27 protein-coding genes are annotated in these 22822 nt (G+C 72.8%); 12 read left to right on the forward strand and 15 right to left on the reverse strand.

Going from position 1 to position 22822, the window contains the following annotated elements; genetic code table 11:
- Window positions 1-8 precede the first annotated feature (8 nt).
- Window positions 9-824, reverse strand: a complete 816-nt coding sequence (locus tag ABZ272_RS23775; protein ID WP_355052181.1) for a DUF72 domain-containing protein — start codon at window positions 822-824, stop codon at window positions 9-11.
- 133 nt (window positions 825-957) lie between these two features.
- Between ABZ272_RS23775 and ABZ272_RS23780 the strand changes: the two genes are divergently transcribed.
- On the forward strand, window positions 958-1689 hold the full coding sequence (locus tag ABZ272_RS23780; protein WP_355052113.1) for a Clp protease N-terminal domain-containing protein: 732 nt from the start codon (window positions 958-960) through the stop codon (window positions 1687-1689).
- A gap of 9 nt (window positions 1690-1698) precedes the next feature.
- Here ABZ272_RS23780 and ABZ272_RS23785 read toward each other — a convergent pair whose 3' ends face one another.
- Entirely contained in the window at window positions 1699-2217 is a 519-nt protein-coding gene (locus ABZ272_RS23785; RefSeq protein ID WP_355052114.1) for a hypothetical protein, read from the reverse strand.
- A gap of 137 nt (window positions 2218-2354) precedes the next feature.
- Window positions 2355-2540, reverse strand: a complete 186-nt coding sequence (locus tag ABZ272_RS23790; RefSeq protein WP_355052115.1) for a DNA repair protein — start codon at window positions 2538-2540, stop codon at window positions 2355-2357.
- Window positions 2541-2710: 170 nt separating this feature from the next.
- On the opposite strand from ABZ272_RS23790, the gene ABZ272_RS23795 reads away from it, so the two are divergent.
- Complete coding sequence (locus tag ABZ272_RS23795; RefSeq protein WP_355052116.1) at window positions 2711-3373, forward strand: GNAT family N-acetyltransferase; 663 nt, start codon at window positions 2711-2713, stop codon at window positions 3371-3373.
- A 234-nt stretch (window positions 3374-3607) separates the two neighbouring features.
- On the opposite strand, the gene ABZ272_RS23800 is transcribed toward ABZ272_RS23795, so the two are convergent.
- Window positions 3608-5062: a glycoside hydrolase family 3 N-terminal domain-containing protein gene (locus ABZ272_RS23800; RefSeq protein WP_355052117.1), complete on the reverse strand. Its 1455-nt coding sequence runs from the start codon at window positions 5060-5062 to the stop codon at window positions 3608-3610.
- 164 nt (window positions 5063-5226) lie between these two features.
- Here ABZ272_RS23800 and ABZ272_RS23805 point away from each other — a divergent pair, with 164 nt between their 5' ends.
- Window positions 5227-6402 carry an ROK family transcriptional regulator gene (locus tag ABZ272_RS23805; RefSeq protein WP_355052118.1) on the forward strand — a complete coding sequence of 392 codons (1176 nt, stop codon included), beginning with the start codon at window positions 5227-5229 and terminating at the stop codon, window positions 6400-6402.
- Between the two features lie 84 nt (window positions 6403-6486).
- Here ABZ272_RS23805 and ABZ272_RS23810 read toward each other — a convergent pair whose 3' ends face one another.
- Both ABZ272_RS23810 and ABZ272_RS23815 read right to left on the reverse strand, forming a co-directional pair.
- The gene (locus ABZ272_RS23810; RefSeq protein ID WP_355052119.1) at window positions 6487-7500 is read right to left on the reverse strand and encodes an ABC transporter permease subunit; all 1014 of its coding nucleotides are present in this window, start codon (window positions 7498-7500) and stop codon (window positions 6487-6489) included.
- A complete protein-coding gene (locus tag ABZ272_RS23815) occupies window positions 7497-8507 on the reverse strand; it encodes an ATP-binding cassette domain-containing protein (protein ID WP_355052120.1) in 1011 nt (336 codons plus the stop codon). The genes ABZ272_RS23810 and ABZ272_RS23815 overlap by 4 nt, the downstream gene beginning before the upstream one ends.
- 131 nt (window positions 8508-8638) lie before the next feature.
- Here ABZ272_RS23815 and ABZ272_RS23820 point away from each other — a divergent pair, with 131 nt between their 5' ends.
- Entirely contained in the window at window positions 8639-9481 is an 843-nt protein-coding gene (locus ABZ272_RS23820) for an ABC transporter ATP-binding protein (protein WP_355052121.1), read from the forward strand.
- A gap of 10 nt (window positions 9482-9491) precedes the next feature.
- Window positions 9492-10388 carry a ribokinase gene (locus ABZ272_RS23825; RefSeq protein WP_355052182.1) on the forward strand — a complete coding sequence of 299 codons (897 nt, stop codon included), beginning with the start codon at window positions 9492-9494 and terminating at the stop codon, window positions 10386-10388.
- Between the two features lie 18 nt (window positions 10389-10406).
- On the opposite strand, the gene ABZ272_RS23830 is transcribed toward ABZ272_RS23825, so the two are convergent.
- Entirely contained in the window at window positions 10407-11135 is a 729-nt protein-coding gene (locus tag ABZ272_RS23830) for a hypothetical protein (protein WP_355052122.1), read from the reverse strand.
- Between the two features lie 90 nt (window positions 11136-11225).
- Here ABZ272_RS23830 and ABZ272_RS23835 point away from each other — a divergent pair, with 90 nt between their 5' ends.
- The gene (locus ABZ272_RS23835; RefSeq protein ID WP_355052123.1) at window positions 11226-12812 is read left to right on the forward strand and encodes an alpha/beta hydrolase; all 1587 of its coding nucleotides are present in this window, start codon (window positions 11226-11228) and stop codon (window positions 12810-12812) included.
- Window positions 12813-12826: 14 nt separating this feature from the next.
- On the opposite strand, the gene ABZ272_RS23840 is transcribed toward ABZ272_RS23835, so the two are convergent.
- The 3 genes from ABZ272_RS23840 to ABZ272_RS23850 all read right to left on the reverse strand — a co-directional run bounded on the left by ABZ272_RS23840 (window position 12827) and on the right by ABZ272_RS23850 (window position 14338).
- Window positions 12827-13198, reverse strand: coding sequence for a hypothetical protein (locus ABZ272_RS23840; protein WP_355052124.1), 372 nt, complete (start codon window positions 13196-13198; stop codon window positions 12827-12829).
- Window positions 13195-13677, reverse strand: a complete 483-nt coding sequence (locus tag ABZ272_RS23845; protein WP_355052125.1) for a DUF6232 family protein — start codon at window positions 13675-13677, stop codon at window positions 13195-13197. The genes ABZ272_RS23840 and ABZ272_RS23845 overlap by 4 nt, the downstream gene beginning before the upstream one ends.
- 181 nt (window positions 13678-13858) lie before the next feature.
- On the reverse strand, window positions 13859-14338 hold the full coding sequence (locus ABZ272_RS23850; RefSeq protein WP_355052126.1) for a DUF6232 family protein: 480 nt from the start codon (window positions 14336-14338) through the stop codon (window positions 13859-13861).
- A 98-nt stretch (window positions 14339-14436) separates the two neighbouring features.
- Here ABZ272_RS23850 and ABZ272_RS23855 point away from each other — a divergent pair, with 98 nt between their 5' ends.
- Together ABZ272_RS23855 and ABZ272_RS23860 are read left to right on the forward strand one after the other, a co-directional pair.
- On the forward strand, window positions 14437-15210 hold the full coding sequence (locus ABZ272_RS23855; protein WP_355052127.1) for an enoyl-CoA hydratase-related protein: 774 nt from the start codon (window positions 14437-14439) through the stop codon (window positions 15208-15210).
- 93 nt (window positions 15211-15303) lie between these two features.
- Entirely contained in the window at window positions 15304-16926 is a 1623-nt protein-coding gene (locus tag ABZ272_RS23860) for an acetolactate synthase (RefSeq protein ID WP_355052128.1), read from the forward strand.
- Window positions 16927-16975: 49 nt separating this feature from the next.
- Here the strand turns inward: ABZ272_RS23860 and ABZ272_RS23865 are convergent, their stop codons facing one another.
- The 3 genes from ABZ272_RS23865 to ABZ272_RS23875 are packed head-to-tail and all read right to left on the reverse strand — an operon-like array spanning window position 16976 to window position 18114.
- A complete protein-coding gene (locus ABZ272_RS23865; RefSeq protein WP_355052129.1) occupies window positions 16976-17392 on the reverse strand; it encodes a PLD nuclease N-terminal domain-containing protein in 417 nt (138 codons plus the stop codon).
- 27 nt (window positions 17393-17419) lie between these two features.
- On the reverse strand, window positions 17420-17725 hold the full coding sequence (locus ABZ272_RS23870; protein WP_355052130.1) for a DUF202 domain-containing protein: 306 nt from the start codon (window positions 17723-17725) through the stop codon (window positions 17420-17422).
- Window positions 17722-18114: a DUF202 domain-containing protein gene (locus tag ABZ272_RS23875; RefSeq protein WP_355052131.1), complete on the reverse strand. Its 393-nt coding sequence runs from the start codon at window positions 18112-18114 to the stop codon at window positions 17722-17724. The genes ABZ272_RS23870 and ABZ272_RS23875 overlap by 4 nt, the downstream gene beginning before the upstream one ends.
- Before the next feature lie 42 nt (window positions 18115-18156).
- Here ABZ272_RS23875 and ABZ272_RS23880 point away from each other — a divergent pair, with 42 nt between their 5' ends.
- The 4 genes from ABZ272_RS23880 (at window position 18157) to ABZ272_RS23895 (ending at window position 21306) form a co-directional block, all read left to right on the forward strand.
- A complete protein-coding gene (locus ABZ272_RS23880) occupies window positions 18157-18954 on the forward strand; it encodes a GNAT family N-acetyltransferase (RefSeq protein WP_355052132.1) in 798 nt (265 codons plus the stop codon).
- Entirely contained in the window at window positions 18951-19364 is a 414-nt protein-coding gene (locus ABZ272_RS23885) for a hypothetical protein (RefSeq protein WP_355052133.1), read from the forward strand. The genes ABZ272_RS23880 and ABZ272_RS23885 overlap by 4 nt, the downstream gene beginning before the upstream one ends.
- A gap of 187 nt (window positions 19365-19551) precedes the next feature.
- Entirely contained in the window at window positions 19552-20331 is a 780-nt protein-coding gene (locus ABZ272_RS23890) for an electron transfer flavoprotein subunit beta/FixA family protein (RefSeq protein WP_355052134.1), read from the forward strand.
- Window positions 20332-20346: 15 nt separating this feature from the next.
- Complete coding sequence (locus tag ABZ272_RS23895; RefSeq protein WP_355052135.1) at window positions 20347-21306, forward strand: electron transfer flavoprotein subunit alpha/FixB family protein; 960 nt, start codon at window positions 20347-20349, stop codon at window positions 21304-21306.
- Window positions 21307-21403: 97 nt separating this feature from the next.
- Here the strand turns inward: ABZ272_RS23895 and ABZ272_RS23900 are convergent, their stop codons facing one another.
- Window positions 21404-22243 carry an anti-sigma factor gene (locus ABZ272_RS23900; protein ID WP_355052183.1) on the reverse strand — a complete coding sequence of 280 codons (840 nt, stop codon included), beginning with the start codon at window positions 22241-22243 and terminating at the stop codon, window positions 21404-21406.
- Window positions 22197-22799: a sigma-70 family RNA polymerase sigma factor gene (locus tag ABZ272_RS23905; protein ID WP_355052136.1), complete on the reverse strand. Its 603-nt coding sequence runs from the start codon at window positions 22797-22799 to the stop codon at window positions 22197-22199. Before ABZ272_RS23905 ends, ABZ272_RS23900 begins: the two co-directional genes overlap by 47 nt.
- Between the last annotated feature and the right edge of the window lie 23 nt (window positions 22800-22822).

Below are 22822 nucleotides of genomic sequence, written 5' to 3' on the forward strand. Positions count from 1 at the left end.
GTGGGTGGTCAGAAAAGGGTCAGCGGCTCGACGGGTATCGGGGCGGGCAGCGGGTCGAGGCCCGGCACGTGGGCGCGTACCTCGTCGTGGAACCGCCGGGCGAGCCGCGGCGCGTCGGCGTTGTCCGGCGTGTGGACGAACATGGTGGGGGAGCGCCCCTCGCGCAGCCAGCCGGCGGTGACCTGGACCCAACGCTGCCACCCCTCGACGGTGCGGGTGTCGTCGTCGCGGCCCAGGTAACGCACGATCGGGCGGTCGGTCAGCGCGACGGACCGCAGCGGCACCCGGGGTTTCTTCATCCAGGCGTCGCGTTCGGCGTCACTTGTCGGCGGGTGGCTGAAGAACGCGGTGGTGTCGAAGGGGATCCACTCGGCCGACGCCCCGGTGAGGGTCTCCTCGAGCAGCCGGGTCGCGCGGGGTTCGGTGAAGAACGCGGGATGGCGGACCTCCACGGCGTAGCGGTGGGAAGCCGGGAGCTGCGCGAGAAAACGACCGAGGACGGGTACGTCGGTCGGCGCGAACGACCCCGGTAGTTGAATCCAGAGGGCGTGGACGCGTGGGCCGAGGGGCTCGATCGCGTCCAGGAAGGCGTGCAGCGGCTCGTCGGCGTTGGTGAGCCGACGTTCGTGCGTGACGACCTTGGGCAACTTGAGGACGAATCGGAAGTCGGCATCCGTCTGCGCGGCCCAGGACGCCACGGTCTCCCGGGTCGGGGTCGCGTAGAAGGTGGTGTTGCCCTCCACGGCATCGCACCAGCTCGCGTAGTGCCGGAGGCGCTCTCCGGACGGCAGCGAGTGCCCCGGCCACGACCGGTGGCTCCACATGGCGCACCCCACGTGCAGACGCATGCCGGCCCCTCCTCCGCTGTGCGGCCGCGCCCACCCTAGCGGGCAGCTCGGCGATCGATGTCGTCAACCATAGGTTGACGAAGTGCATGCGTCAACCTATGGTTGACGCATGACCGAACCATTCCAGATGAGCAACCACGTCAAGCTCGACGACCTGATCCAAGCGATCAAGAAGGCGCACACCGACACGCTCGACCAGCTCACCGACGCGGTGATCGCCGCCGATCATCTCGGTGAGGTCGCCGACCACCTGATCGGGCACTTCGTCGACCAGGCCCGGCGCTCTGGTGCGTCGTGGACCGACATCGGCCGCAGCATGGGGGTCAGCAAGCAGGCCGCCCAGAAGCGCTTCGTGGCCAAGGGCTCCAGCGACGCGGGGGCGCTCGATCCCAACGCCGGCTTCGGAAGGTTCACGCCGCGAGCCCGCAACGTGGTCATGGCCTCGCAGGAGGAGGCCCGCGCCGCCGGGAACCCCGAGATCGGCCCCGCGCACCTGGTGCTCGGGCTGCTGGCCGAGCCGGAGGGCCTGGCCGCCCGGGTGCTCGTCGGTCGGGGCGCGACCCCCGAGGCGGTGCGCGAGGCCATCGGCGCCGTCCTCCCGCCCGCCACCGGCGACGTCCCCGACCTGATCCCCTACAACGCCGACGGCAAGAAGGCGTTGGAGCTGACCTTCCGGGAGGCGCTGCGCCTCGGGCACAACTACATCGGCACCGAGCACATCCTGCTCGCCCTGCTGGAGCAGGAGGACGGCGCCGGAGTGCTCACCGACCTCGGCCTGGACAAGGCGGCGGTCGAAGCCGACCTGTCCGCCGCCCTCGCCGCCGCAGTGGCCCAGCAGTAGGAACCGGGGTCAGGGCGCCTCGGGGAAGCCGTAGCGCAGGGCGTGCTCCGGATCGGCCGGGTCGATCTGGCGTACGCCCGCGTCCGCGAGCCGCTTGTTGACCTCGTCGAGTTGCTCGCGGACCAGCCGGGCCTCCTCCTCGGTGACGCGGCCCCGGTGCGGCTTGCCGGCGTGCTCCAACGTGCCATAGTCGATCTTGTCGGCGCTCTTGCGGGCCTTGGGCGGGCGGACCCGTTCGGCCGTCTTCAACAACTGCGCCATCGGGACATCGGTGGCCATCGCGTCGAACTCGCTCGCCGTCAGAACGACCCGTCGGGGCTCGCCCCCGCCGTGCCGGTCGTGGATCTCGACCACCGCCACGTCCAGCGCGGCGTCGTCGATGTTCTCCACCTCGCCCGGTGTGGCGTCGAGCTGCACGGGCCCGGCGACCAGGTCCGGGTGCTCCAGGACGACGACACGAACCACCTCGTCGTCCTGCTGCAGAACGGTGCCGGTGAAGTCGGAGACGTGGATCGTCTTCTTGCCCATGCGCGGAGCTTCTCCTGTCGTAGGCCGGGGTGCCGGACCTGCAAGAAATTACCCGACAGGTGTGCGAATGCCGTCGCTGGTCCTCCTGCGGTGTGTCGTCCCCGACGCTGTCCGTCGCAGCTGCCGCGTCGGTGTGCTCAGCGCCGGTTGAGGCCGTGCCGGCCGGAGCTGGCCGGCAGCTCGTTCAGCGCCGCCCAGGGCAGCCCGCCCGTCGCACGGACCACGCGGTACCCCGCCTGCGTCGGGGCGTCCGTGGCGGCCTCGCCTGCTCGCCAGAGTCGCGCGGGGTGCTGGTGGAAACGGTCGTTCGGCTGAATCGGCATGCCCATACCGTGGCAGAGAAAGGTGTCCAGGTATGGAAATACCTATGACGGTCGATGTGGCGAGCTGATTCCCGGATCTCGGGCAGCGTCCCACGCTGGAGCGATGGTCCGCCCGGTCGAGCCGCCCAGGCGTACGGTGATCACGACGTGTGGGGCGACGGGAGGTACGCATGCTCGACCGGCGGTTGCAACTGCATCTCGCCTCCTGGCTCGGCCAGTGGCCGTCCGGGCCCGGGCTGCACGTGGTCGCCTCGCATCGACGGGCCCTGCCGGCCTGGGACGGCCGGCTGCGCCCGGCCCTCGCCGTGGACACCGGCAGGAGCGGGGTGCTCTCCGTCGCGCCGGACCGGGTCGCCGCTGTCCGGGCATTGATCGAGCGCGCGCCGGAACGGCTGCTTGCCGTACTGCCGGAGGCCGTCGGGCAGCCCGCCTTCTGCATTCACGACGGCCCCTTCCGCTGGACTCTCTCGCCCGCGCCCCTGCCCGACGTGGGCGAGTGGGTCGCCTCGACGACCCCTGGGCTGCCGCCCTGGCTGCGGCTGTTCGACAGGCCGGTGCTGGTGGTGCGCGATGTCGACGGGGCCTACCTGGCGGGCGCCGCCATCAAACGCCACGACGCGTACGGGCACGAGCTGGCCGTCGGCACCGCGCCGGCGGCCCGCGGCCGTGGCCTCGCACGTCGGCTGGTGGCGCAGGCGGCGCGGCGGGTCCTGGACGAGGGCGCGGTGCCGACCTACCTGCACGAGAGGGACAACCAGGCCTCGGCCCGGGTGGCGGAGGCGGCGGGCTTCCCGGACCGGGGTTGGCGGGCGTACGGGGTGTATCCGCGCTGAACGGGCTCAGTGCGCGGACCGTGGATCCCGGGCCGGATCCACGGTCCGCAACCTGCCCCCAGGCCCCGGCTCTCTCCGATCGGCCGTACCACTGACGCGCCGATCCGATATCGATCACGCTACGTATCGAAACTGCAAGCTGCAAGATGCGAGCAGTCGGGTCGGAGTGTCGAATAGTGGACTTGACCTGCGACGAAGCACGGTGACGTTGGTGAGCCGATCGGTAACGCAGGGTCAGCCCGCCAGGCCGAGAGCCTCGGCTGCCGCCCGTCCGTTGGCGTGACTCGCGCCGTACGTGGTGACGAACGCCCGTGCGCCGGACGGTCGCCACGCCCCCGGCCAGCCCATCTCCACGACGGTCACCGGATGCGCGGCGGCCAGCGCGTCGACCAGTTCCCGGCCGCCGGGCAGCCGATGCAGGTGCCGCCCGACCAGTACGATCGGCCGGTCCCCGGCCAACTCGCGGACGGCCGCCTGATCGGTCTCGCTGGCCACGACACGGATTTCGCGTCCACCGTCGAGGTGCGGACCGAGGCCCCACGGCACCCGGCCCTCGGCCATCGTGGACTCGGTGTGCAACTGCACCACCAGCGGCTGGTCCAGGCCGGTGAGAAGTCCCTCCACCCGCACCGCCCGGCGAGCCGCCGCGTACCCCAGATCGGGATCGGGGGTGGCCGACGACCGGCCGGCGGCCCGGGTCCAGGCGGCGAGCGCGGCGGCGCGGCCGGCCGCCTCCTGGACCCGCGCGAGCGGCAGTCGACCGTCGGTGGTCGCCTCGACGATCTCGGCGGCCACCCGCTCGACCAGGGCGGCGTCGACCTGTGCGCCGATGCAGAGCAGGTCGGCGCCGGCCGACAGCGCCCGTACGGCGGCCGGCCCGACGCCCCCGGCGGCCACCGCCGCGCCCTTCATCTCCAGGGCGTCGGTGATCACCGTGCCGGTGAAGCCGTACTCGCCCCGCAGCAGGTCGACCAGGACGGCCCGGCTGAAGGTTGCCGGCCCGTCGCCGGTCAGCGCCGGCACCCGGATGTGCGCGGTCATCACGGCCTGCGTGCCGGCCGCGACGACCGCGGCGAACGGCGGCAGGTCGCGCTGGCGGAGCAGTTCCAGCGGTACGTCCACCGTGGGCAGCTCGTGGTGGGAGTCGGTGACCGTCGCGCCGTGTCCGGGGAAGTGCTTGGCGCAGGCGGCCACACCGGCGGCCTGGAGGCCACCGACGGCGGCGGCCGAGTGCGCGGCCACCCGTAGCGGGTCGGCGCCGAACGAGCGGGTGCCGATCACCGGGTTGTCGTCGGCGGTGTTCACGTCGACCGTGGGGGCCAGGTTGACGGTGACGCCCAGCGCGGCCAGCTCTGCGCCGATCGACTGGTAGACCCGGCGGGTGAGCGCCACGTCGCCGACCGCGCCGAGGGCGGCGTTGCCGGGGTACGGGCTACCGGTGGCGTGGGCCAGCCGGGTCACGTCGCCACCCTCCTCGTCGATGGCGATCAGCACGTCCGACCGTCCGGCGCGCAGCGCCGCCGTGCTCGCCGCCACCTGCGCGGGGTCGTGCACGTTCGTGCCGAAGAGGGTGTGCCCGGCCAGGCCGTCGGCCACGAGGTCGACCGCCCACTGCGGCGGGACCGCTCCCGGGTACGCGGCGAGCAACGTGCCCAGCGCGAGCCGGCGCAGTCCTGGATCGAGCCCCACGAGATTTCCCCCTTCGCTTCCCGTGGATACGAACGTGTACCCGCGGTGGTCGTCGCCCTGCCGGGTTGGCCGAGCGCTCTGCCTCCGGGTGACCGTTACGCTACGGCTACCCGTTCGCAGGTCGGTTACAGTTAGCAAAGTTTACTAAAACTAGAGGACGTGGCATGAGTGCGACCCGGCTGCCCGGCACCCCCCGCCTGTTGCGGGCGCTCAACGACCGTGCGGCGCTGGAACTGCTCCTCGAGCGTGGGCCGCTCACCCGGGCCCGACTCGGCGAGCTGACCGGCCTGTCCAAGGTCACCGCCTCGCAGCTCGTCGAGCGCCTGGAGGAGCGCGGTCTGGTCAGCCGGGTCGGCGAGCAGGCCGGCGGGCGTGGGCCGAACGCCCAGCTCTACGCCGTACGCGCGAGCAGCGCGCACGTCGTCGGGGTGGACGTCGGGCCGGACCGGGTGGTGGCCGCCTGCGCCGACATCACCGGTGCCGTCATCGGCCGGGTGGAGCAGTCGACGCGGGACACCGACGATCCGGTGGGCGTGGTGCACAACGCCGTGGTGCAGGCCGCCAGCAGCGCCCAGGCGCAGCTCAGCAGCGTCCGACGGATCGTGCTCGGCACGCCGGGCCTGGTCGATCCGCAGACCGGCGACATCACCTTCGCCTTCAACCTGCCGCGCTGGCACAGCGGTCTGCTGGCCGCGCTGCGGGACGACCTGCACACCCCGGTGGTCTTCGAGAACGACGTCAACCTGGCCGCGGTGGCCGAGGCGCAGTCCGGCGCCGCGCAGGGCGTGGCGGACTTCGTCCTGGTCTGGGTGGGCGCCGGTGTCGGCCTGGCGATCATGCTGGGTGGGCGGCTGCACCACGGCAGCAGCGGAGCGGCGGGCGAGATCGGCTACCTGCCGGTGCCCGGCGCGCCCATCCCACGCGATGTCTCGCGGCGCGCGAAGCCCGCCTTCCAGCAGGTGATCGGCGGTGACTCGGTGCGCTCGGTGGCCCGTGAGCACGGCTTCTCCGCGCCGGACGCCGCCGGCGCGGTGCGGGCGGCGGTCGCGGCCGGCGCCGCCGGTGGTTCGATGCTCGACGAGTTGGCCCGCCGGCTCGCGCTGGGCGTGGCCAGCACCTGCGTGGTACTCGACCCGCCGTTGGTCGTGCTGGCCGGCGAGGTCGGCCAGGCCGGCGGCGCGGCGCTCGCCGACCGGGTGCAGCGGGAGGTGGCCGCGATCACCCTGGTCCGGCCGCGGGTGGTGCCCACCGGCCTCACCGAGGAGCCGATCCTGCGGGGCGCCCTGCGTACCGCGTTGAACGCCGTTCGTGACGAGGTGTTCGGCTCCACCGTCGGCTGAGCCCGCTGCGGCGGTCATGTGAAGGAATATTTCACCGCTGGCCGCCCGGCTGCAAGCTCTTGCCGCCGGGCGGCCGCTGCCCCCTCAGTTCAGATCACGGCGGCGGAAGGCGGCGAAGGCAAGCACGGTCAACCCACCGGCGACCGCGAGCAGCACCGCCAGCGACGGCCTCCAGGTGAGGGTGTAGAAGCCCTCGCAGGACGTGCCGCTGAAGTTGCGCCGACAGAGCTGCGAATCCCAGATCCGCACCTCGCCACTGAGCCACGCCCCGACGTACGTGGAGAGCATCAACTGTTCCGGCCGCCGGGCGTCGACGATCGCCAGCACCAGCCGGGCGCCGAGCTCCCACACCACCGCGTACGCGGCGACCACCCCGAGCGCCGCCGACGTGTGCCGGCCCAGCGTCGCGATGGCGAAACCAGACGCGGTGGCCAGCAGCACCAGCACCAGGCCCCGGCCGTGGATGGCGCCCAGCGAGCTCCAGAAGTCACCGTCGAGCCGACCGGCGAGCCCGGCGGTCTGCCCGATCACCCAGAAGGTGGCCAGGTAGGCCACCGAGGCGACCACCGCCAGCGCCAACATGGCGGCCAGCAGGGTGCCCAGCTTCGTGCCCAGCACCGTCAGCCGGCGTGGCCGCCACAGCAGCAGGTTCACCACCCCACCGGAGTTCAGGTCCGCCCCGATGTACGAGGCGCCGACCAGGAAACCGAACAGCACCAGGAACGCGATGAGGAAGAACAGCAGCGGTTTGGCCTGCTCGGCGAAGTTGAACACCCCCGACAGGTAGTCGGACGCGATCGGCAACCGGTCCTGCTGGGCCGGGTCCATGTCGGAACAGTCGGCGGGCAGGTAGTCCTGGGTGTCGGGGGTCGAGATCCCGTCCCGCCGGGCCAGGCACTGCTGGTAGCTGACCTCCATGCTCCGCCGCGCCTCGATGGCCTGCTGCCGCGCCGAGGAGAGTTCCTGGGCGCTCGGCTGATGCGACCCGGCCAGCGTGGTCGCGGCCGTGATGCCGAACGCCAGCACCAGCAGGACGATCATGAGCTGCACGAAGCGGCGTGCGGAGAGCCGCTCCAACTCGGCCCGGACCAGGTTCACGCGTCCACTCCCCGAACGTCGAGATCGATCACCGGCGCGCCGTCGGCGTCCACCGGTCGTGCCGCCTCGTCGACCTGACGGGGCACCGAGGGGTGCTCCCCGGCCCCGGTCAGCTCCAGGAAGACGCTCTCCAGGTCGGGTCGCAGCGGCGTCAGCTCGGCGACCCACAGATCCTGTTCACCGAGGGCGCGGCTGATGACCGTCGGGTCGGTCGCCCCGCTCACCACCAGCGTCTCGCCCTCGACGGCGGCCGTCAGCTCCGCCGCGCGCAGCACGTCGGCGGCACGCTCGGGCTCGGCCACCCGGACCAGGAACTCGTGCCGGTCGTGACCAGCCAGCACCTCGTCCACCCGGCCGGTCGCCACCCGACGCCCCCGCGAAATGATCGTGACGTGGTCGCAGATCAGTTGGATCTCGCCCAGGATGTGGCTCGACACCAGCACGGTCACCCCCGCCGCGGCGAGTGACCGCATCAGGTCGCGCATCTCGCGAATGCCCGCCGGATCGAGGCCGTTCGCCGGCTCGTCGAGAATGAGCAGACGCGGATCCTTCAGCAGCGCGGACGCCACCGCGAGGCGCTGCTTCATGCCCAGCGAGTAGCCCTTCACCCGCTCGTCGCCCCGGTCGCGCAGGCCCACCAGCTCCAGCGCCTCGTCCACCCGCGAGATCGACACCCCGCCGGCGCGGGCCAGCAGTCGCAGCGTACGACGGCCGGTGAAGTTGCCGAAGAACTGCGGACTCTCCACGATGGCGCCGACCTGGCCCGCCACCCGGGGCAGCAGCTCCGGCGACGGCTCGCCGAACACCGTCATCCGCCCGCTGTCGGCGCGGACCAGCCCGAGCAGGGCGCGCAACGTGGTGGTCTTACCTGAGCCGTTGGGCCCCAGGAAACCGTGGATCTGTCCCGCCTCGACCAGCAGGTCGAACCCGTCGACCGCCACCCTCCTGCCGCTGCGCAGACTGCGGAAGGTCTTGCGCAGACCCTCGATCTCGATGACCGCGCTCATCCGCGCGGCGCCAAACCTCGACCGGGCATGGGCCGTCCCTGGGGTGTGGTGATCAACGACACGGTGCCTCACCCTATGGCCAGAGCGCCGCCCGTGGGGGGCACGCCACTCCTGCGTGGTTGGATGGTCGGGTGACTGGTGACCTGATCCCCGGCGCTGCCGGCGCCGCGCCTGCCGCCGCACCCGTGGACCCGGATCTGGTGGTCAGCCTCGACAGCGTGGGCGTACGCCGCTCCGACAACGCCCTGTTGCAGGACCTGACCTGGCGCGTCGAGCTGGACGAGCGCTGGGTGGTGCTCGGCCCCAACGGCGCGGGCAAGACCACCCTGCTCAACCTGGCCGCCGGCCGGCTGCACCCCACCACCGGCGTCGCGTACGTCCTCGGTGAGCGGATCGGGCGCACCGACATCAACGAGCTGCAGACCCGCATCGGGCTCACCACGGCCGCGCTCGCCGCGCGGGTGCCCGCCGACGAGCAGGTCAGCGACGTGGTGGTCACCGCAGCGTGGTCGGTGGTCGGACGCTGGCGGGAGAGCTACGAGCACGGCGACGTGGCGCGGGCCAGGGCGCTGCTCAGCCAGCTCGGCGTCGGCAACCTCGCCGAGCGCCGCTACGGCACCCTCTCCGACGGCGAACGCAAGCGCGTCCAGATCGCCCGGGCGCTGATGACCGACCCGGAGCTGCTACTGCTCGACGAGCCCACCGCCGGGCTCGACCTCGGTGGCCGCGAGGACCTGGTCGGCCGGCTGGCCGAGCTGGCGTACGACCCGGACGCCCCCGCCATGGTGCTCGTCACCCACCACGTGGAGGAGATCCCGCCCGGGTTCACCCACGCGCTGCTGCTGCGCGAGGGCGCGGTCGTCGCCCAGGGCCTGCTGGCCGAGACGTTGACCGGCGACAACCTCTCCAAGACCTTCGGTCTGCCGTTGGTGGTCGAGCGCTCCGGCGACCGCTACACCGCGCGCGCCGCCTGAGCGGGTGACCATGTCGCCGACGCGGGTGGTGGTGGTGGGCAGCGCCAACATGGACCTGGTCGCGATGGCCCCCTCGCTGCCCCGGCCGGGCCAGACCATGCTCGGCACCGACTTCGTGATGGTGCCCGGCGGCAAGGGCGCCAACCAGGCCATCGCCGCCGTCCGGGCCGGCGCCTCCTGCACCTTCCTGGGCGCGATCGGCTCCGACGCGTTCGGCGTGACGCTCCGTGCCCGCATCACGGCGGCCGGCGTGGACACCGGTCACCTGCGGGTGGTGTACGGCACCTCCGGCGTGGCGCTCGTGATGGTGAACGGCCGGGGGGAGAACGCCATCGTCGTCACCCCCGGCGCGAACGACGCGCTGGTCGGCCTCACCGACGAGGAGTTGGCCACGGTGCGCGAGGCGGACGTCCTGGTCGCCCAGTTGGAGATCCCGGTGCCCACGGTGACCGCCGCGGCGCTGGCCGCCCGCGCCGCCGGCACCCGGGTCGTCCTCAACGCCGCACCGGCCCGGGACCTTCCTCCGGAGCTGCTCGAAGCCGTGGACCTGCTCGTCGTCAACGAGGGTGAGGCGCAGGCGTTCACCGGCCGGGGCCGGGACGACCCGAGGGCGCTGCTCGACCTGGTGCCCCGGGCGGTACTCACCCTCGGTGACGCGGGGGCCTGGTACGTCGACCGGGAGGGCGCCGAGGTGCACGTGCCCGCCATCCGGGTGGACGTGGTCGACTCCACGGCGGCCGGCGACGCGTTCACCGCCGCGCTGGCGGTCGGCTGGGGCGAGGGGCGGGACGTCGTCGACGCCGTACGCTGGGCGGCGGCGGCCGGCGCGGCCTGCGTACGCAAGCTCGGCGCCTCGGTGGCGCTGCCGCAGCGGGCCGAGATCGACGCGTTGTACGCGCCGGGCTGACCGCCCGTTCCGCGCCGGTCAGTCGACCGGTTCGTCGCTCAGTTTCTCGCCCCGCCGACGCAGCATGCCGAGGCCGGGGATGCCGGCCACGGCGAGCTTGAGGTCACGGGTGACGTCGAGCAGGTCGTGCAGGTCGGGCCCGACCCGGTCGAGGGTCGCGAGGATCGGCAGGATGTCGGCGGTCAGGTGCTCCTTGAGCTTGGGCAACTCGTCGATCAGGTGGATCGCCGCCGTGATCTCCTCGTGGCTCAGCTCCGCCACGAACCTGTCGGCCATCGGCGCGGCCCGGCGCAGCGCCGGCTCGTACGCCGCCAGCAGTTCGGCCGCCGTGGCCGCGGCCCGCGCGGCCGTGTCCACGGTGACCGCGGCGTTGCCGGCCACCGCGTCGGCCTCGGTGACCACCGTGCCCGCGACGCGGGCGACCTTGTCGGCCTCGTTCACCACCACGGCGGCGGCCGCGGCCACCTCGGTGGCCGTGTCGACGGCGGTGGTCGCGGCGGCGCTGATCACCGCCACCTCACGGACCGCCGTCTCGGCGTCGGTGAGTACCCCATCGGTCCGGTCCAGGGTCGTCTCGATCCGATCGACCACGCCGTTGATCCTGGCCAGCAGCGCTTCCACCCCGTCCAGAACCGCGAACGCGCGGGCGGGCACGGCGGCGAACGAGGCGGCCGAGCCGAGCGCCTGGTCGAGGGCGGAGCGGGTCAGGCCGACCACGGCGGTTGGTGTGGGGAGGGGAAGCGCCATGGGACCAAGTGTGCGTCGGTCCTGCCACAACCGCTCGTTCGCGGCTGTCGGCCCGGTCCGGGACGGGATGCTCGGCGGTAGGGTGCCGGCATGTCGGCCGTACCGCCGCGCCACCCACCGAGCACCCGGATCGCCGTCCTGCTCGCCGTGCTCGCGGCGGTCACCGCCGCGCTCGGCACGGCGGTGCTGGTACGCGCCGACGCCGGCCTCACCGTGCGGCAGATCACCGTCGACGGGGTGCCGATGACCGAGGTACGCGCCGGCCCGCCGAACCCGGACGTCCGGCGACCCGGCGTGGTGATCGCACACGGCTTCGCCGGCTCGGCACGGCTGATGCGTCCGATCGCCGACACCGTCGCCCGTCGCGGAGCGGTCGCGCTGGTGTTCGACTTCGCCGGGCACGGTGCCAACCCGGCCCGGCTCGGCACCGGCATGTCGCCCCCGACGCTCGCCGCCGACCTGGACATCGCCGTCGGACACCTGCGTACCCAACCGGACGTGGACCCGACCCAGATCATGCTGGTCGGCCACTCGATGGGCGCCGGCGCGGTGACCCGCTACGCGGCCGGGCATCCGGAGATCGCCCGGACCGTGGCGATCTCGCTGCCCGAGGCCGGCGAGCTGCCCCCCGGTCGGCCGAGCGACCTGCTGCTGATCGTGGGCGGCGCGGAGTTCCCGGGGTTCCGGCGGGCAGCCGACGACGCCGCCCGGCGGGGCGCGACGGTGGGTCGCCGGCCCGCCGTGGTGGTGCCGGGGGTGGAGCACATCTCGGTGCTCTTCGCCCCGCGTACCCACGAGGAGATCGCGCGCTGGCTGCCCAGCGTGGACGGGCACGGCCAGCCCCGCCCGTTCGCCCGCCTCACCGGCGCGGCGCTGCTGCTGGTCGCGTTCGCCGTCGGCCTGGTGCCGCTGGCGGCGCTGCTCCTGGGTCGGCGGCCTGCCGTGGCGCCCGCGCTCGGCGGACGCGGTGCTCCGGCGCACGCTTCGGGCGGGCGGTACGCGGTCGCGCCTCCGGGGGCCGAACGGGTGCCGGTGGGGCCGGCGCTGCGCGGTTGGGCCCTGCTCGGGCTCGCCGTCGTCGCCAGCGGTCTCGCCGCGGCTGTCGCGGTCGTCCTGCCGACCAGCCGCCTTCCGCTCGCGGTGGGCGGTTACGTCACCGGCTTCCTGCTGGTCACCGGCATCCTGACGATCGGCGGCCAACGCTGGTTGCCGGCCGGCACACGGATGCCCGTCGACGCGGAGGTCGCCAGGCGAACACCGACCCGGACCACCGTCGCGGCGGTGGCGCTGACGGCGTACGCGACTCTCGCCGTGGCGCTTCCGATCCACCTCGGGCTGACCTCGGCGCGGCCGGCCGGCGCCCGCTGGTGGCTGCTTCCGCTGGTGCTGGGTGCGTGCCTGCTGTTCCTGCTGGGCGTGGAGCTGGTCGCGGCCGGCCGGACGTGGCGTCGCGCGCTGGTCGTCGCGGTCACCGTGGTCGTGCTGAGCACGGCGGCGGTGGTGGGCCTGGCGCCCGGGTTCGTGCTGCTGGTGGTGCCGCTGTTCGCCGTACTGCTCGGCTGGCACGTGCTGTGGGCCGCCGTCCTGCGTCGGTATGCGCCCCCGCGTTGGCTACCGGCCGTCGTCGGCGCAGCACTGCTGGGCTGGCCGATCGCCACCACCCTGCCGTTGACCTGACCTGGAGCTGGGCTCTAGCGGGTGGCGCGGGCGACGCGCAGCGCCCACCAGATCAGTGGCACCTGCATCGGCACCCGGCCGTAGGCGATCGCCCGCTTCGCCGGCCGCCGGTGTCGCCAGTCGACCGCCATCTTGACGTTGGCCGGCAGGACGGCGACGAACAGCGCGGCTGCGGCCCGCCCACCGGTCCGCCGGGTGGCCGGGTGCGCCACCGCCGCCGCCACCGCCAGTTCGGCGACGCCACTGGCGTACGTCCAGAAGCGGGCCGGACCGGGCAGCGTACGAGGCACGATCGGGTCGTAGTAGCCGGGACGCAGCAGGTGGGTGACGCCGGCCGCGGCGAGCAGCCCGGCCAAGCCGACGGCCTCGCCGTGTCGGGTGGTCATCGATGGTCCCCCTGCTGTTCGACGGCGCGCTGCACGGCCCGGTAGATCTGCCCGAACCGTAGCGCGTCCGGCGTACGCAGGAGCATGTGCTCCTGACCGTGGTGCTGCACCCACAGTTCGTGCACGTGGCTGCCGCGCTCGTAGGAGCGGTCCAGCCAGCCGAGGGGGATCTCCAGGAAGGGCGCCAACGCCAACGCCCCCACCGCGCAGGCGGCGAGGATGATCAGCGCCAACTGCCAGTTGCCCCGGTCCTGCGCCGACCACGCCAGCGACACCACGCAGACCAGCGCGACGAGGGGCGGCAGCGACAGCAGCAGGACCAGCACACCGCGACCCAGCACCCGGCCGCGTACGGCGAGCGTCTTCGGCCCCCGTTGGTGCCAGACGAACGTCACGTCGGGCAGGGCGATCACCTGACCGCCCGCCCGGATCGACTCGGATGTCACCTGCACCGCGTCGTCCCGGTAATAGAGGGTCATCACTAAGCCTAACCACCGCCAGGCAACCCCGCGCGTCCTGTCCCGCGCACCCTGCCCCGTCGATCTTGCGCTTTCTGCTGCGGCATAAGGGGCATAGCCGCCCCTAGTGGCAACAGAAAGTGCAAGATCGACGGGGCAGGGGGCAGAGGGCGGGGGCGGGGGCGGGGTGGGGTGGGGTGGGTTAGCGGCGGGTGGCGGGGTGGGCGGGCTGGCTGGCCTCCATGGCCCGCTGGACCGCCCGGTAGATCTGGCCGAAGCGCAGCGCGTCGCGGGTGTGCAGCAGGCGCACCGGCTGGCCCCGCCAGCGGGCCCAGATCTCCAGTTGGCGGCTGCCCCTGGCGTACGAACGGTCCAGGTGCTCGAAGAGGAAGTCGGCGACCGGACCGACGGCCAGCCCGACCAGCACCGAGGCGCCCACGATCGCGATCGTGACGGTGGGTGAGCGGTGCAGCCAGACGGCCACGCCGATGCCGATCACCGCAGCGACCAGCGGGCCGGCCAGGGCGGCGCCGATCGCGCCCCGCCCGGCGAGCACCCGCCAGGAGCGGCTGCCACGGCGGTGCCAGACCATGGTGATCTCGGCCAGGGGGTAGCTGCGCCCGTCGACCTGGACGGCGTTGGAGGTGACCCGTACCGACCTGTCGTCGTAGAAAGTGATCATGGCTGGACTCCCGCCCGCGGGGCTGACACCACACTACTTACCCCAACGACCCGGGTCGTAAGGTTGGCACGCGACTTCGACGAGGAAGTGAGGGCAGCGTGGGCGAGTTCGTTCGGCTGGAGACCACTGACGGCATCGGCACCATCCGGCTGGAGCGGCCGCCGATGAACGCGCTCAACACGCAGGTGCAGGAGGAGTTGCGCGCCGCCGCTACGGCGGCCACCGCCGATCCCGAGGTCCGCGCCGTCATCGTGTACGGCGGGGAGAAGGTCTTCGCCGCCGGGGCGGACATCAAGCAGATGGCCGAGATGTCCTACGTGGACATGGCCGACCGGGCTGCGGCCCTGTCCAGCGCGCTCGGCGCGATCGCCCGCATCCCGAAGCCGGTGGTGGCGGCGATCACCGGGTACGCCCTCGGCGGCGGCTGCGAGCTGGCGTTGGCGTGTGACTGGCGGGTGGTCGCCGAGGACGCCAAGCTCGGCCAGCCGGAGATCAAGCTGGGCGTCATTCCCGGTGCGGGCGGCACGCAGCGGCTGGCGCGTCTCGTGGGTCCGGCGCGGGCGAAGGATTTGATCATGTCCGGGCGGATGGTCGACGCCCAGGAGGCGTTGCGGATCGGTCTCGCCGACCGGGTCGTACCGGCCGCCGAGGTGTACGACGCGGCCGTCGCGCTCGTCACGCCGTACCTCAGGGGTCCTGTGCAGGCCCTGCGCGCCGCGAAGCTGGCGGTCGACGGCGGCCTGGACATGGACCTCAACTCGGGCCTGGCCTGGGAGAGTCAGCTCTTCGCGGCGCTGTTCGCGACCGACGACCGGCGCGAGGGGATGACCGCGTTCGTCGAGAAGCGCAAGCCGGACTTCACCGGCCGCTGATCGGTCGGGCCGAGGGCGAACCGAGAACGGTTCACATTCTGCCTACCGGCCAGTAACGTGTGACGTCGGCCATCTGCGACCAAAGGAGCGGCGATGACGGAGCGGATCGAAGGTCACGGCGGGGAACTGGCGCTCGCGGCGTTGCGGGCGCACGGGGTGCGGGAGATGTTCACCCTCTCCGGTGGCCACGTCTTTCCGCTCTACGACGCCGCGCACAAGGCCGACTTCCCGATCTACGACGTCCGGCACGAGCAGTCGGCGGTCTTCGCGGCCGAGGCGGTGGCGAAGCTCCAGCGCCGACCCGGCCTCGCCGTGCTCACCGCCGGCCCCGGTGTCACCAACGGCATCTCCGGCCTGACCAGCGCGTTCTTCAACGCCTCCCCGGTGCTGGTGCTCGGTGGTCGCGCGCCCGCCTTCCGGTGGGGCTCCGGCAGCCTCCAGGAGATGGACCATCTGCCGCTGGTCGCCCCGGTCACCAAGCACGCCGAGACGGTGTTCAGCACCGACGACATCCCGCGCGCGGTCGGGGCCGCCCTCACCGCCGCGCTCACCCCGCACCGTGGTCCGGTCTTCCTCGACTTCCCGCTGGAGACGGTCTTCTCGGTCGCCGACGCGGACCTGCCCACGCCGGCCGGCGTCGACGCGGTCGAGCCGGACCCGGACGAGGTGAGCCGCGCCGCCACCCTGATCGCCGGCGCGCAGCGGCCGGTCATCATCGCCGGTTCGGACGTGTACGCCGGTAACGCCGTGGCCGCGCTGCGCGAGGCTGCCGAGGCGTTGCAGGTGCCGGTGTTCACCAACGGGATGGGCCGTGGCTCGCTGCCGCCGGAGCACCCACTCGCCTTCGCCAAGGCCCGCCGCGCCGCGCTCTCCGGCGCCGACGTCGTCGTGGTGGTCGGCACGCCGCTGGACTTCCGGCTCAGCTTCGGCGACTTCGGTGACGCCAAGGTCGTGCACATCGTCGACGCTCCCAGCCAGCGCGCCACGCACGTGCAGCCGGCCGTCGCCCCGGCCGGCGACCTGCGCCTGATCCTCTCGGCGCTGGCCGACCACGCCGGCGACCGGGCCGACCACGCCGACTGGATCGCCGATCTGCGGGTCGCCGAGGACGCGGCGAAGGCCCGGGACGCCGCCGAGATGGCCGCCGAGACCGACCCGATCCGGCCGGCCCGGATCTACGGCGAGCTGCGCCGGGCGCTCGCCCCGGACGCCATCACCATCGGTGACGGCGGTGACTTTGTCTCGTACGCCGGCCGTTACCTGGAGCCGTCGCAGCCCGGCACCTGGTTGGACCCGGGCCCGTACGGCTGCCTCGGCACCGGCATGGGCTACGCGATGGGGGCCCGGGTCAGCCACCCGGACCGGCAGATCTGCGTGCTGATGGGTGACGGCGCGGCCGGCTTCTCGCTGATGGACGTCGAGTCGCTGGTCCGCCAGAAGCTGCCCGTCGTGATCGTCGTCGGCAACAACGGCATCTGGGGGTTGGAGAAGCACCCGATGCGGGCCATGTACGGCTATGACGTGGCCGCCGACCTCCAGCCGGAGCTGCGCTACGACACGGTGGTCAGCGCGCTCGGTGGTGCGGGGGAGACGGTCGCGAAGGCCGCTGACCTTCAGCCGGCGCTGCAACGGGCCTTCGACTCCGGCGTGCCGTACCTGGTCAACGTGCTCACCGACCCGACCGACGCGTACCCCCGCTCGTCGAACCTGGCCTGAGTCCGAGCCGGCAGCCGCCGCCGTCCCGTGCGGGGCGACGGCGGCGCTGTCACACCTCCGGCCGGTCGCCCTCGCGGGGCGGCTCACCGTCGCGCCGGCGCAGGTCGTCCTCACGCCGTCGCAGGTCCTCCTCCCAGCGGCGGAAGAGTTCCTGGTCCTGCTGCTTGGCGCGGTCCTGCACCGAGCGGAGGAACTCCGGGTCGTCGTCGGGGGCGAGTGGACGGCGCGGCTGCCGCTCGGCGGCGCTCGGGCCACCCGGCCACACCGTGCGGTTCGCGGTGCCGGGCTCGCGCCCGGCGACGAACCAGGCGATCGACCCGACCAAGGGGAAGAACAGGATGATCAGCACCCAGGCGATCCGGGGCAGGGCACGGATCTGACCCTCCTCGGCGGACAGGCAACTGATCAGCGCGCAGACGGCGAGGACGATCTGCGCCAGGAAGAGGAGAACGTACAGCCGGGCCATGCACCCATCATGGCGCACGGCGTCGCGTCAGCGTAGTCCGCGAACCGTCAGCAGCACGCCGAGCAGCGCGAGCCCGACCGTGCCGAGCGCGACCAGCGGCAGCGTCCGGCCGCCGGTACGGGCCGCGCCGACGCCGGTGGCGCGCGGCCAGCAGAGCACGAGCAGGCCGCCCCAGACGAGCACGGACGCGCCGACGACGAGCGCGCCGAACAGGCCGCCGTCCGACGCCAGCCGGACCGCCAGCGCGGTCACCACGGTCAGCGTCAGCAGGGTGCGCCGCCAGGCCAGCCGGGTCCGCTCCGGTTGCAACCCCGGGTCGCGTACGGCGCTCACCGTTCCCCGATCGCCCGGGCCAGGACCGCGAGCACCAGCAGGATCGCCCCCGCGCCCACGGCGAGGGCGAGGATGGCGGGGAAGCGGGAGGCGGGCAGCTCCTGACCGAGCCGGATGGCCCGTTCGGTACGCGCCCAGTGGTCGACGGCGCGGATGGCGACGGCGCCGCCGAGCAGCAGCAGCGCGACCGCGATGACCTCCCGCAGGTGGCTCATCGGCAGCGGCGGCAGGAACTGCGCGGCGGCCAGCCCGCCGCCGACCAGCGCGAGACCGGTGCGCAGCCAGGCGAGGAAGGTCCGCTCGTTGGCGAGGGAGAACCGGTAGTCCGGTCGCTCACCGACGGCGCGCGCCTCCGCCGGGTCGAACCACCGCCTGATCGCTTCCCACACGCTGGGAGATTATCCGCTTCCCTCGCCGCTTAGCCTGGTCAGGTGACCGATCTTGATGTGAACACGCTGCGCGCCGCCTACGACAACCAGATCCGCCCGGAGATCCCCGACCCGGTCCCGGCCGGGGTGACCGTGGAGCGGGACGGACCGCTCGTCCGCATCATCGGGCTGGACGCGGGCGGTTTCCTCACGTACCGCGATCTGGGCGGCTTGACCGGCGACGCGCTGGACGAGCTGATCGCCCGGCAGGTGCGGTTCTTCCGCGAGCGCGGCATGTCGGTCGAGTGGAAGCTCAACGAGCACGACGAGCCCGCCGACCTGGCGGACCGCCTCCGCGCCGCCGGGTTCGTGCCGGAAGACCGGGAGACCGTCGTGGTCGGGCCGGTCGCGCCGCTCGCCGCCGCGCTGCCGGTGGTTCCCGAGGGGGTACGCCTGCGTGAGGTGACCACCCGGGAGGACCTGGAGCGGATCGCCGCCATGGAGGAGGAGGTCTGGCAGGCGGACCGTTCGCACCTGGTGACGGGTCTGGCCAAGGAGATCGACGCCGACCCGAACTCGATCACCGTGGTGGTGGCCGAGGCGGACGGGGTGGTGGTGAGCGCCGGCTGGGTGCGGTACCTGGCGAACACCGGCTTCGCCACCCTCTGGGGCGGCTCGACCCTGCCGCAGTGGCGGCGTAAGGGCATCTACCGGGCGTTGGTCAACTACCGGGCGCGGCTGGCCGAGCAGCGGGGTCGGACGCTCGTGCAGGTCGACTGTTCCGAGGACAGCCGGCCGATCCTCCAGCGACTCGGTCTCGTAGCCGTCACCACCACCACGCCGTACGTCTACACTCCGTGATCATGGAGCAGCGGTTGACGGACGAGGAGCGCCTGACCCTCAAGACGGGCGCGTTCGGCGCGGTCTTCCTAGTCTCGAACGCCGACCCGGGGATGCTGGGCGTGATCCGCGAAAGCGTGGCCGCCTCGGGCGCGCTGGCCGACGCCAGTGGCGTGGTCAAGGAGGCGCTGACCACCGGCCCGCTGCCCCGCCTGCCCCGGGACTCCCAGTTGGAGATCGAGTCGGTGGTGCTGCCGGCGCTCGGTCGGGCGGTGCGGATCCTGCGGGAGAAGTCGCCGGACGACGTCGAGGCGTACCGGTCGGTGGTGTTGAACGCGGCGGACCGGGTGGCTCACGCGCACGACGGGGTGGCCCGGGCCGAGGCCGCGGTCATCGACCGGATCCGGGGCGCGCTGGCCGAGTCCGTCTGACCTGCGCCACGCCGGTGACCTGTGTCACTCTGTGTGCCCGGCAGCGGTAACCTACTGGCAGGTAACATTGCCGCGTGGGCAACTGCACAGCAGCCCGCGGTTGACCGGGCGTCGACCGACACGCGAGGCTGCGGCCCAGACCGGGCGAGCCAATCGCAACACCACACAGGAGGGTCGTCGAAGCGCGATGAATATCGTCGTACTCGTCAAGCAGGTGCCTGATTCGGGCGCGGACCGCAACCTGCGCAGTGACGACAACACCGTCGACCGCGGTTCGGCGAACAACGTGATCAACGAGATGGACGAGTACGCCATCGAGGAGGCGCTGAAGATCAAGGAGGCGCATGGCGGCGAGGTCACCATCCTGACCATGGGTCCGGACCGGGCGACCGAGTCGATCCGCAAGGCGCTCTCCATGGGTCCCGACAAGGCCGTGCACGTGGTGGATGACGCCCTGCACGGTTCCTGCGCGGTGGCGACGTCAAAGGTGCTCGCCGCCGCCCTCGGGCAGCTCAACGCCGACCTGGTGATCTGCGGGGCGGAGTCCACCGACGGCCGGGTGCAGGTCATGCCGCACATGATCGCCGAGCGGCTCGGCGTCGCGGCGCTCACCGGCGCGCGCAAGCTCACCGTCGACGGCGCGACGCTGACCGTCGAGCGGCAGACCGAGGAGGGGTACGAGGTCGTCACGGCCGCCACCCCGGCCGTGGTCTCCGTCTGGGACACCATCAACGAGCCGCGCTACCCCTCCTTCAAGGGCATCATGGCCGCGAAGAAGAAGCCGGTGCAGACGTACTCCCTGGCCGACCTGGGCGTCGCGCCGACCGAGGTGGGCTTCGACGGCGCGACCAGCGCCGTCGTCGAGCACACCAAGCGCCCGGCGCGTTCCGGCGGCGCCAAGATCACCGACGAGGGCGAGGGCGGCGTCAAGCTGGTCGAGTTCCTCGCCACCGAGAAGTTCGTGTGAGAGGGGCTTTGAGACATGTCTGAGGTTCTCGTCGTCGTCGAAGCCACCAAGGAATTCGGCGTCAAGAAGGTCACCCTCGAGATGCTCACCCTCGCCCGTGAGCTGGGCACCCCGAGCGCCGTGGTGCTCGGTGGACCCGGGGCCGCCGAGGCGCTGAGCGCCAAGCTGGGCGAGTACGGCGCCCAGAAGATCTACGCCGCCGAGGGTGACGACATCGACGGCTACCTGGTCGCCCCCAAGGCGAGCGTGCTGGCCGAGCTGGTCCAGCGGGTTGAGCCGGCCGCCGTGCTGCTGGCGTCGGCGCAGGAGGGCAAGGAGATCGCCGCCCGGCTCGCCGTCAAGCTCGACAACGGCATCCTGACCGACGTGGTCGGCCTGGACGCCGACGGCACCGCCACCCAGGTCGCCTTCGCCGGCTCCACCATCGTCAAGTCCAAGGTCACCAAGGGCCTGCCGCTGGTCACCGTGCGGCCGAACTCGGTCACCCCGAGCCCGGCCGCCGCCAGCCCCGCGATCGAGCAGCTCGCCGTGGCGGTGGGTGAGGCGGACAAGTTGGCGAAGGTCGTCGAGCGGGTCGCCGAGCAGAAGGGCTCCCGGCCCGAGCTGACCGAGGCCGGCATCGTCGTCTCCGGCGGTCGTGGCGTCGGCAACGCCGACAACTTCAAGCTGGTCGAGGAGCTGGCCGACCTGCTCGGTGGCGCCGTCGGCGCGTCCCGCGCGGCCGTCGACTCCGGCTTCTACCCGCACCAGTTCCAGGTGGGTCAGACCGGCAAGACCGTCTCCCCGCAGCTCTACGTGGCGCTGGGCATCTCCGGCGCCATCCAGCACCGGGCCGGCATGCAGACCTCGAAGACGATCGTCGCCGTCAACAAGGACGGCGAGGCGCCGATCTTCGAGCTGGCCGACTTCGGCGTGGTGGGCGACCTGTTCAAGATCGTCCCGCAGGCCGCCGAGGAGATCCGCAAGCGCAAGTGAGCGTGTGACGCAGAAAGTGGCCGCCCGTCGCGACGGGCGGCCACTTTCTTCTGCGGGGAGCTGATCGGCGGGCCGGGGAGCTGAGCCGGCCCGCCGATCAGCCCGTCAGGGTGCCCCTCAACAGGCTGTTGCCGGAGTGGCGGGTGTTGTTGTCGTACTGCTCGGCGGATACGTCGACCACCGAATAGCTCTTGAGATCGACGTTCGGGGGCAGGGGCAGTAGAGCGTCCGCGTCGCCACCGAGGGTGCCGATCGAGAACATCTCCATGGTCGTCGGGTTGATGAGCCAGACCTCGTAGTACCCCGGCACGCGCGGGAGATTCGCCACATGCAGATGTAGTTGACCGCCCTGCAGGACGCGCGCGTCGCCCTGGGCCGACTTCGGCGTCGAGCCGAAGGCCGCCAGTGGCGCGCTGGCCAGCACCGTCGGCGTCTTCGCAGGCGTCGGCTCGGTCGGCTCGAGCACCGACACCGTGCCCACGACCCCGATCGCCGCCGCCGCGACGGCGGTCACCGCCGTGGCCGCCCACCGGGACCAGCCGCGAGATCGGCGGGGCCGGCGCGTCGCGTCCAGCCGGGTGAGCGTCGAGGAGGCGGCGCTGTCGTCGGCGTCCTCGGCCGTCGTCCCGTGGGCCTGCGCGGGCACCTGCGGCCGGCCGGCCCGGGTCAGCGCCGCCACGGCCCCCACCGTGCGGGCCTGGACCACGTCGCCCTCGGCCGCTCGGATCTCCGCCTCGATGCCCTGCCAGATGTGCGCCGGCGGGTCGGGCAGGTCGCCGAGGCCCTGCGTCTCGGCGCCGAGCCCGGCCACCTGCCGCAGGGTCGTCAGCTCCGTCCGGCACTGCGCGCAGGTGTCGAGGTGGGTGCGCTCCCCGTCGTCCGCCTCGCTCTCACCGAGCGCCAGAAAGACCAGCCGCTCGTGCTCCAGGTGCTGCACCATCCACCTCCCATCTGCGTTTCAAGCTCGCCATGCCGCGCCGGATGTGACTCTTCACGGTGCCCAGCGGCACCCCGGTCACCGCGGCGATCTGCTGGTGTGTCAGGTCGTCGTAGAAGGCCAACTCCAGCATGCGCCGCTGGTCGTCCGGGAGGCGTGCCAGCTCGTCGGCGATCACCAGCCGATCCACCACCCGGTCCGGGTCCGGCCCGGTCTGCGCGGGCTCGGGCAGTTGCCGGACCGTCTCCACCACCCGGGTTTCCCGCGCCGAGGCGCGCAGGCGGTCGATCACCTTGCGTCGGCCGATGCCGAGCAGCCAGCCGACCAGCGAGCCCTTGGCCGGGTCGAAGGTCTCCCGGCCCAGCCACGCGCCCACGAACGTCGCCTGGGTCACGTCCTCGGCATCGGCCCGGTTGGCCAGCATGCTGGTCGCCAGGTGCAGGACGGCGCGGCCGTAGCGCTCGTACGCCGCACGCAGCGCCGCCTCGTCGCCGGCCCGGAACCGGGCCGCGAGGTCGTCCGCCGGTGGGTCCGGTTGCGGTGGCAGCGCCGTCACGGGGTGGCCCGCCTTCGATGGGG

It is taken from the genome of Micromonospora sp. NPDC005979, from assembly GCF_040614415.1.
Taxonomy (GTDB): domain Bacteria; phylum Actinomycetota; class Actinomycetes; order Mycobacteriales; family Micromonosporaceae; genus Micromonospora.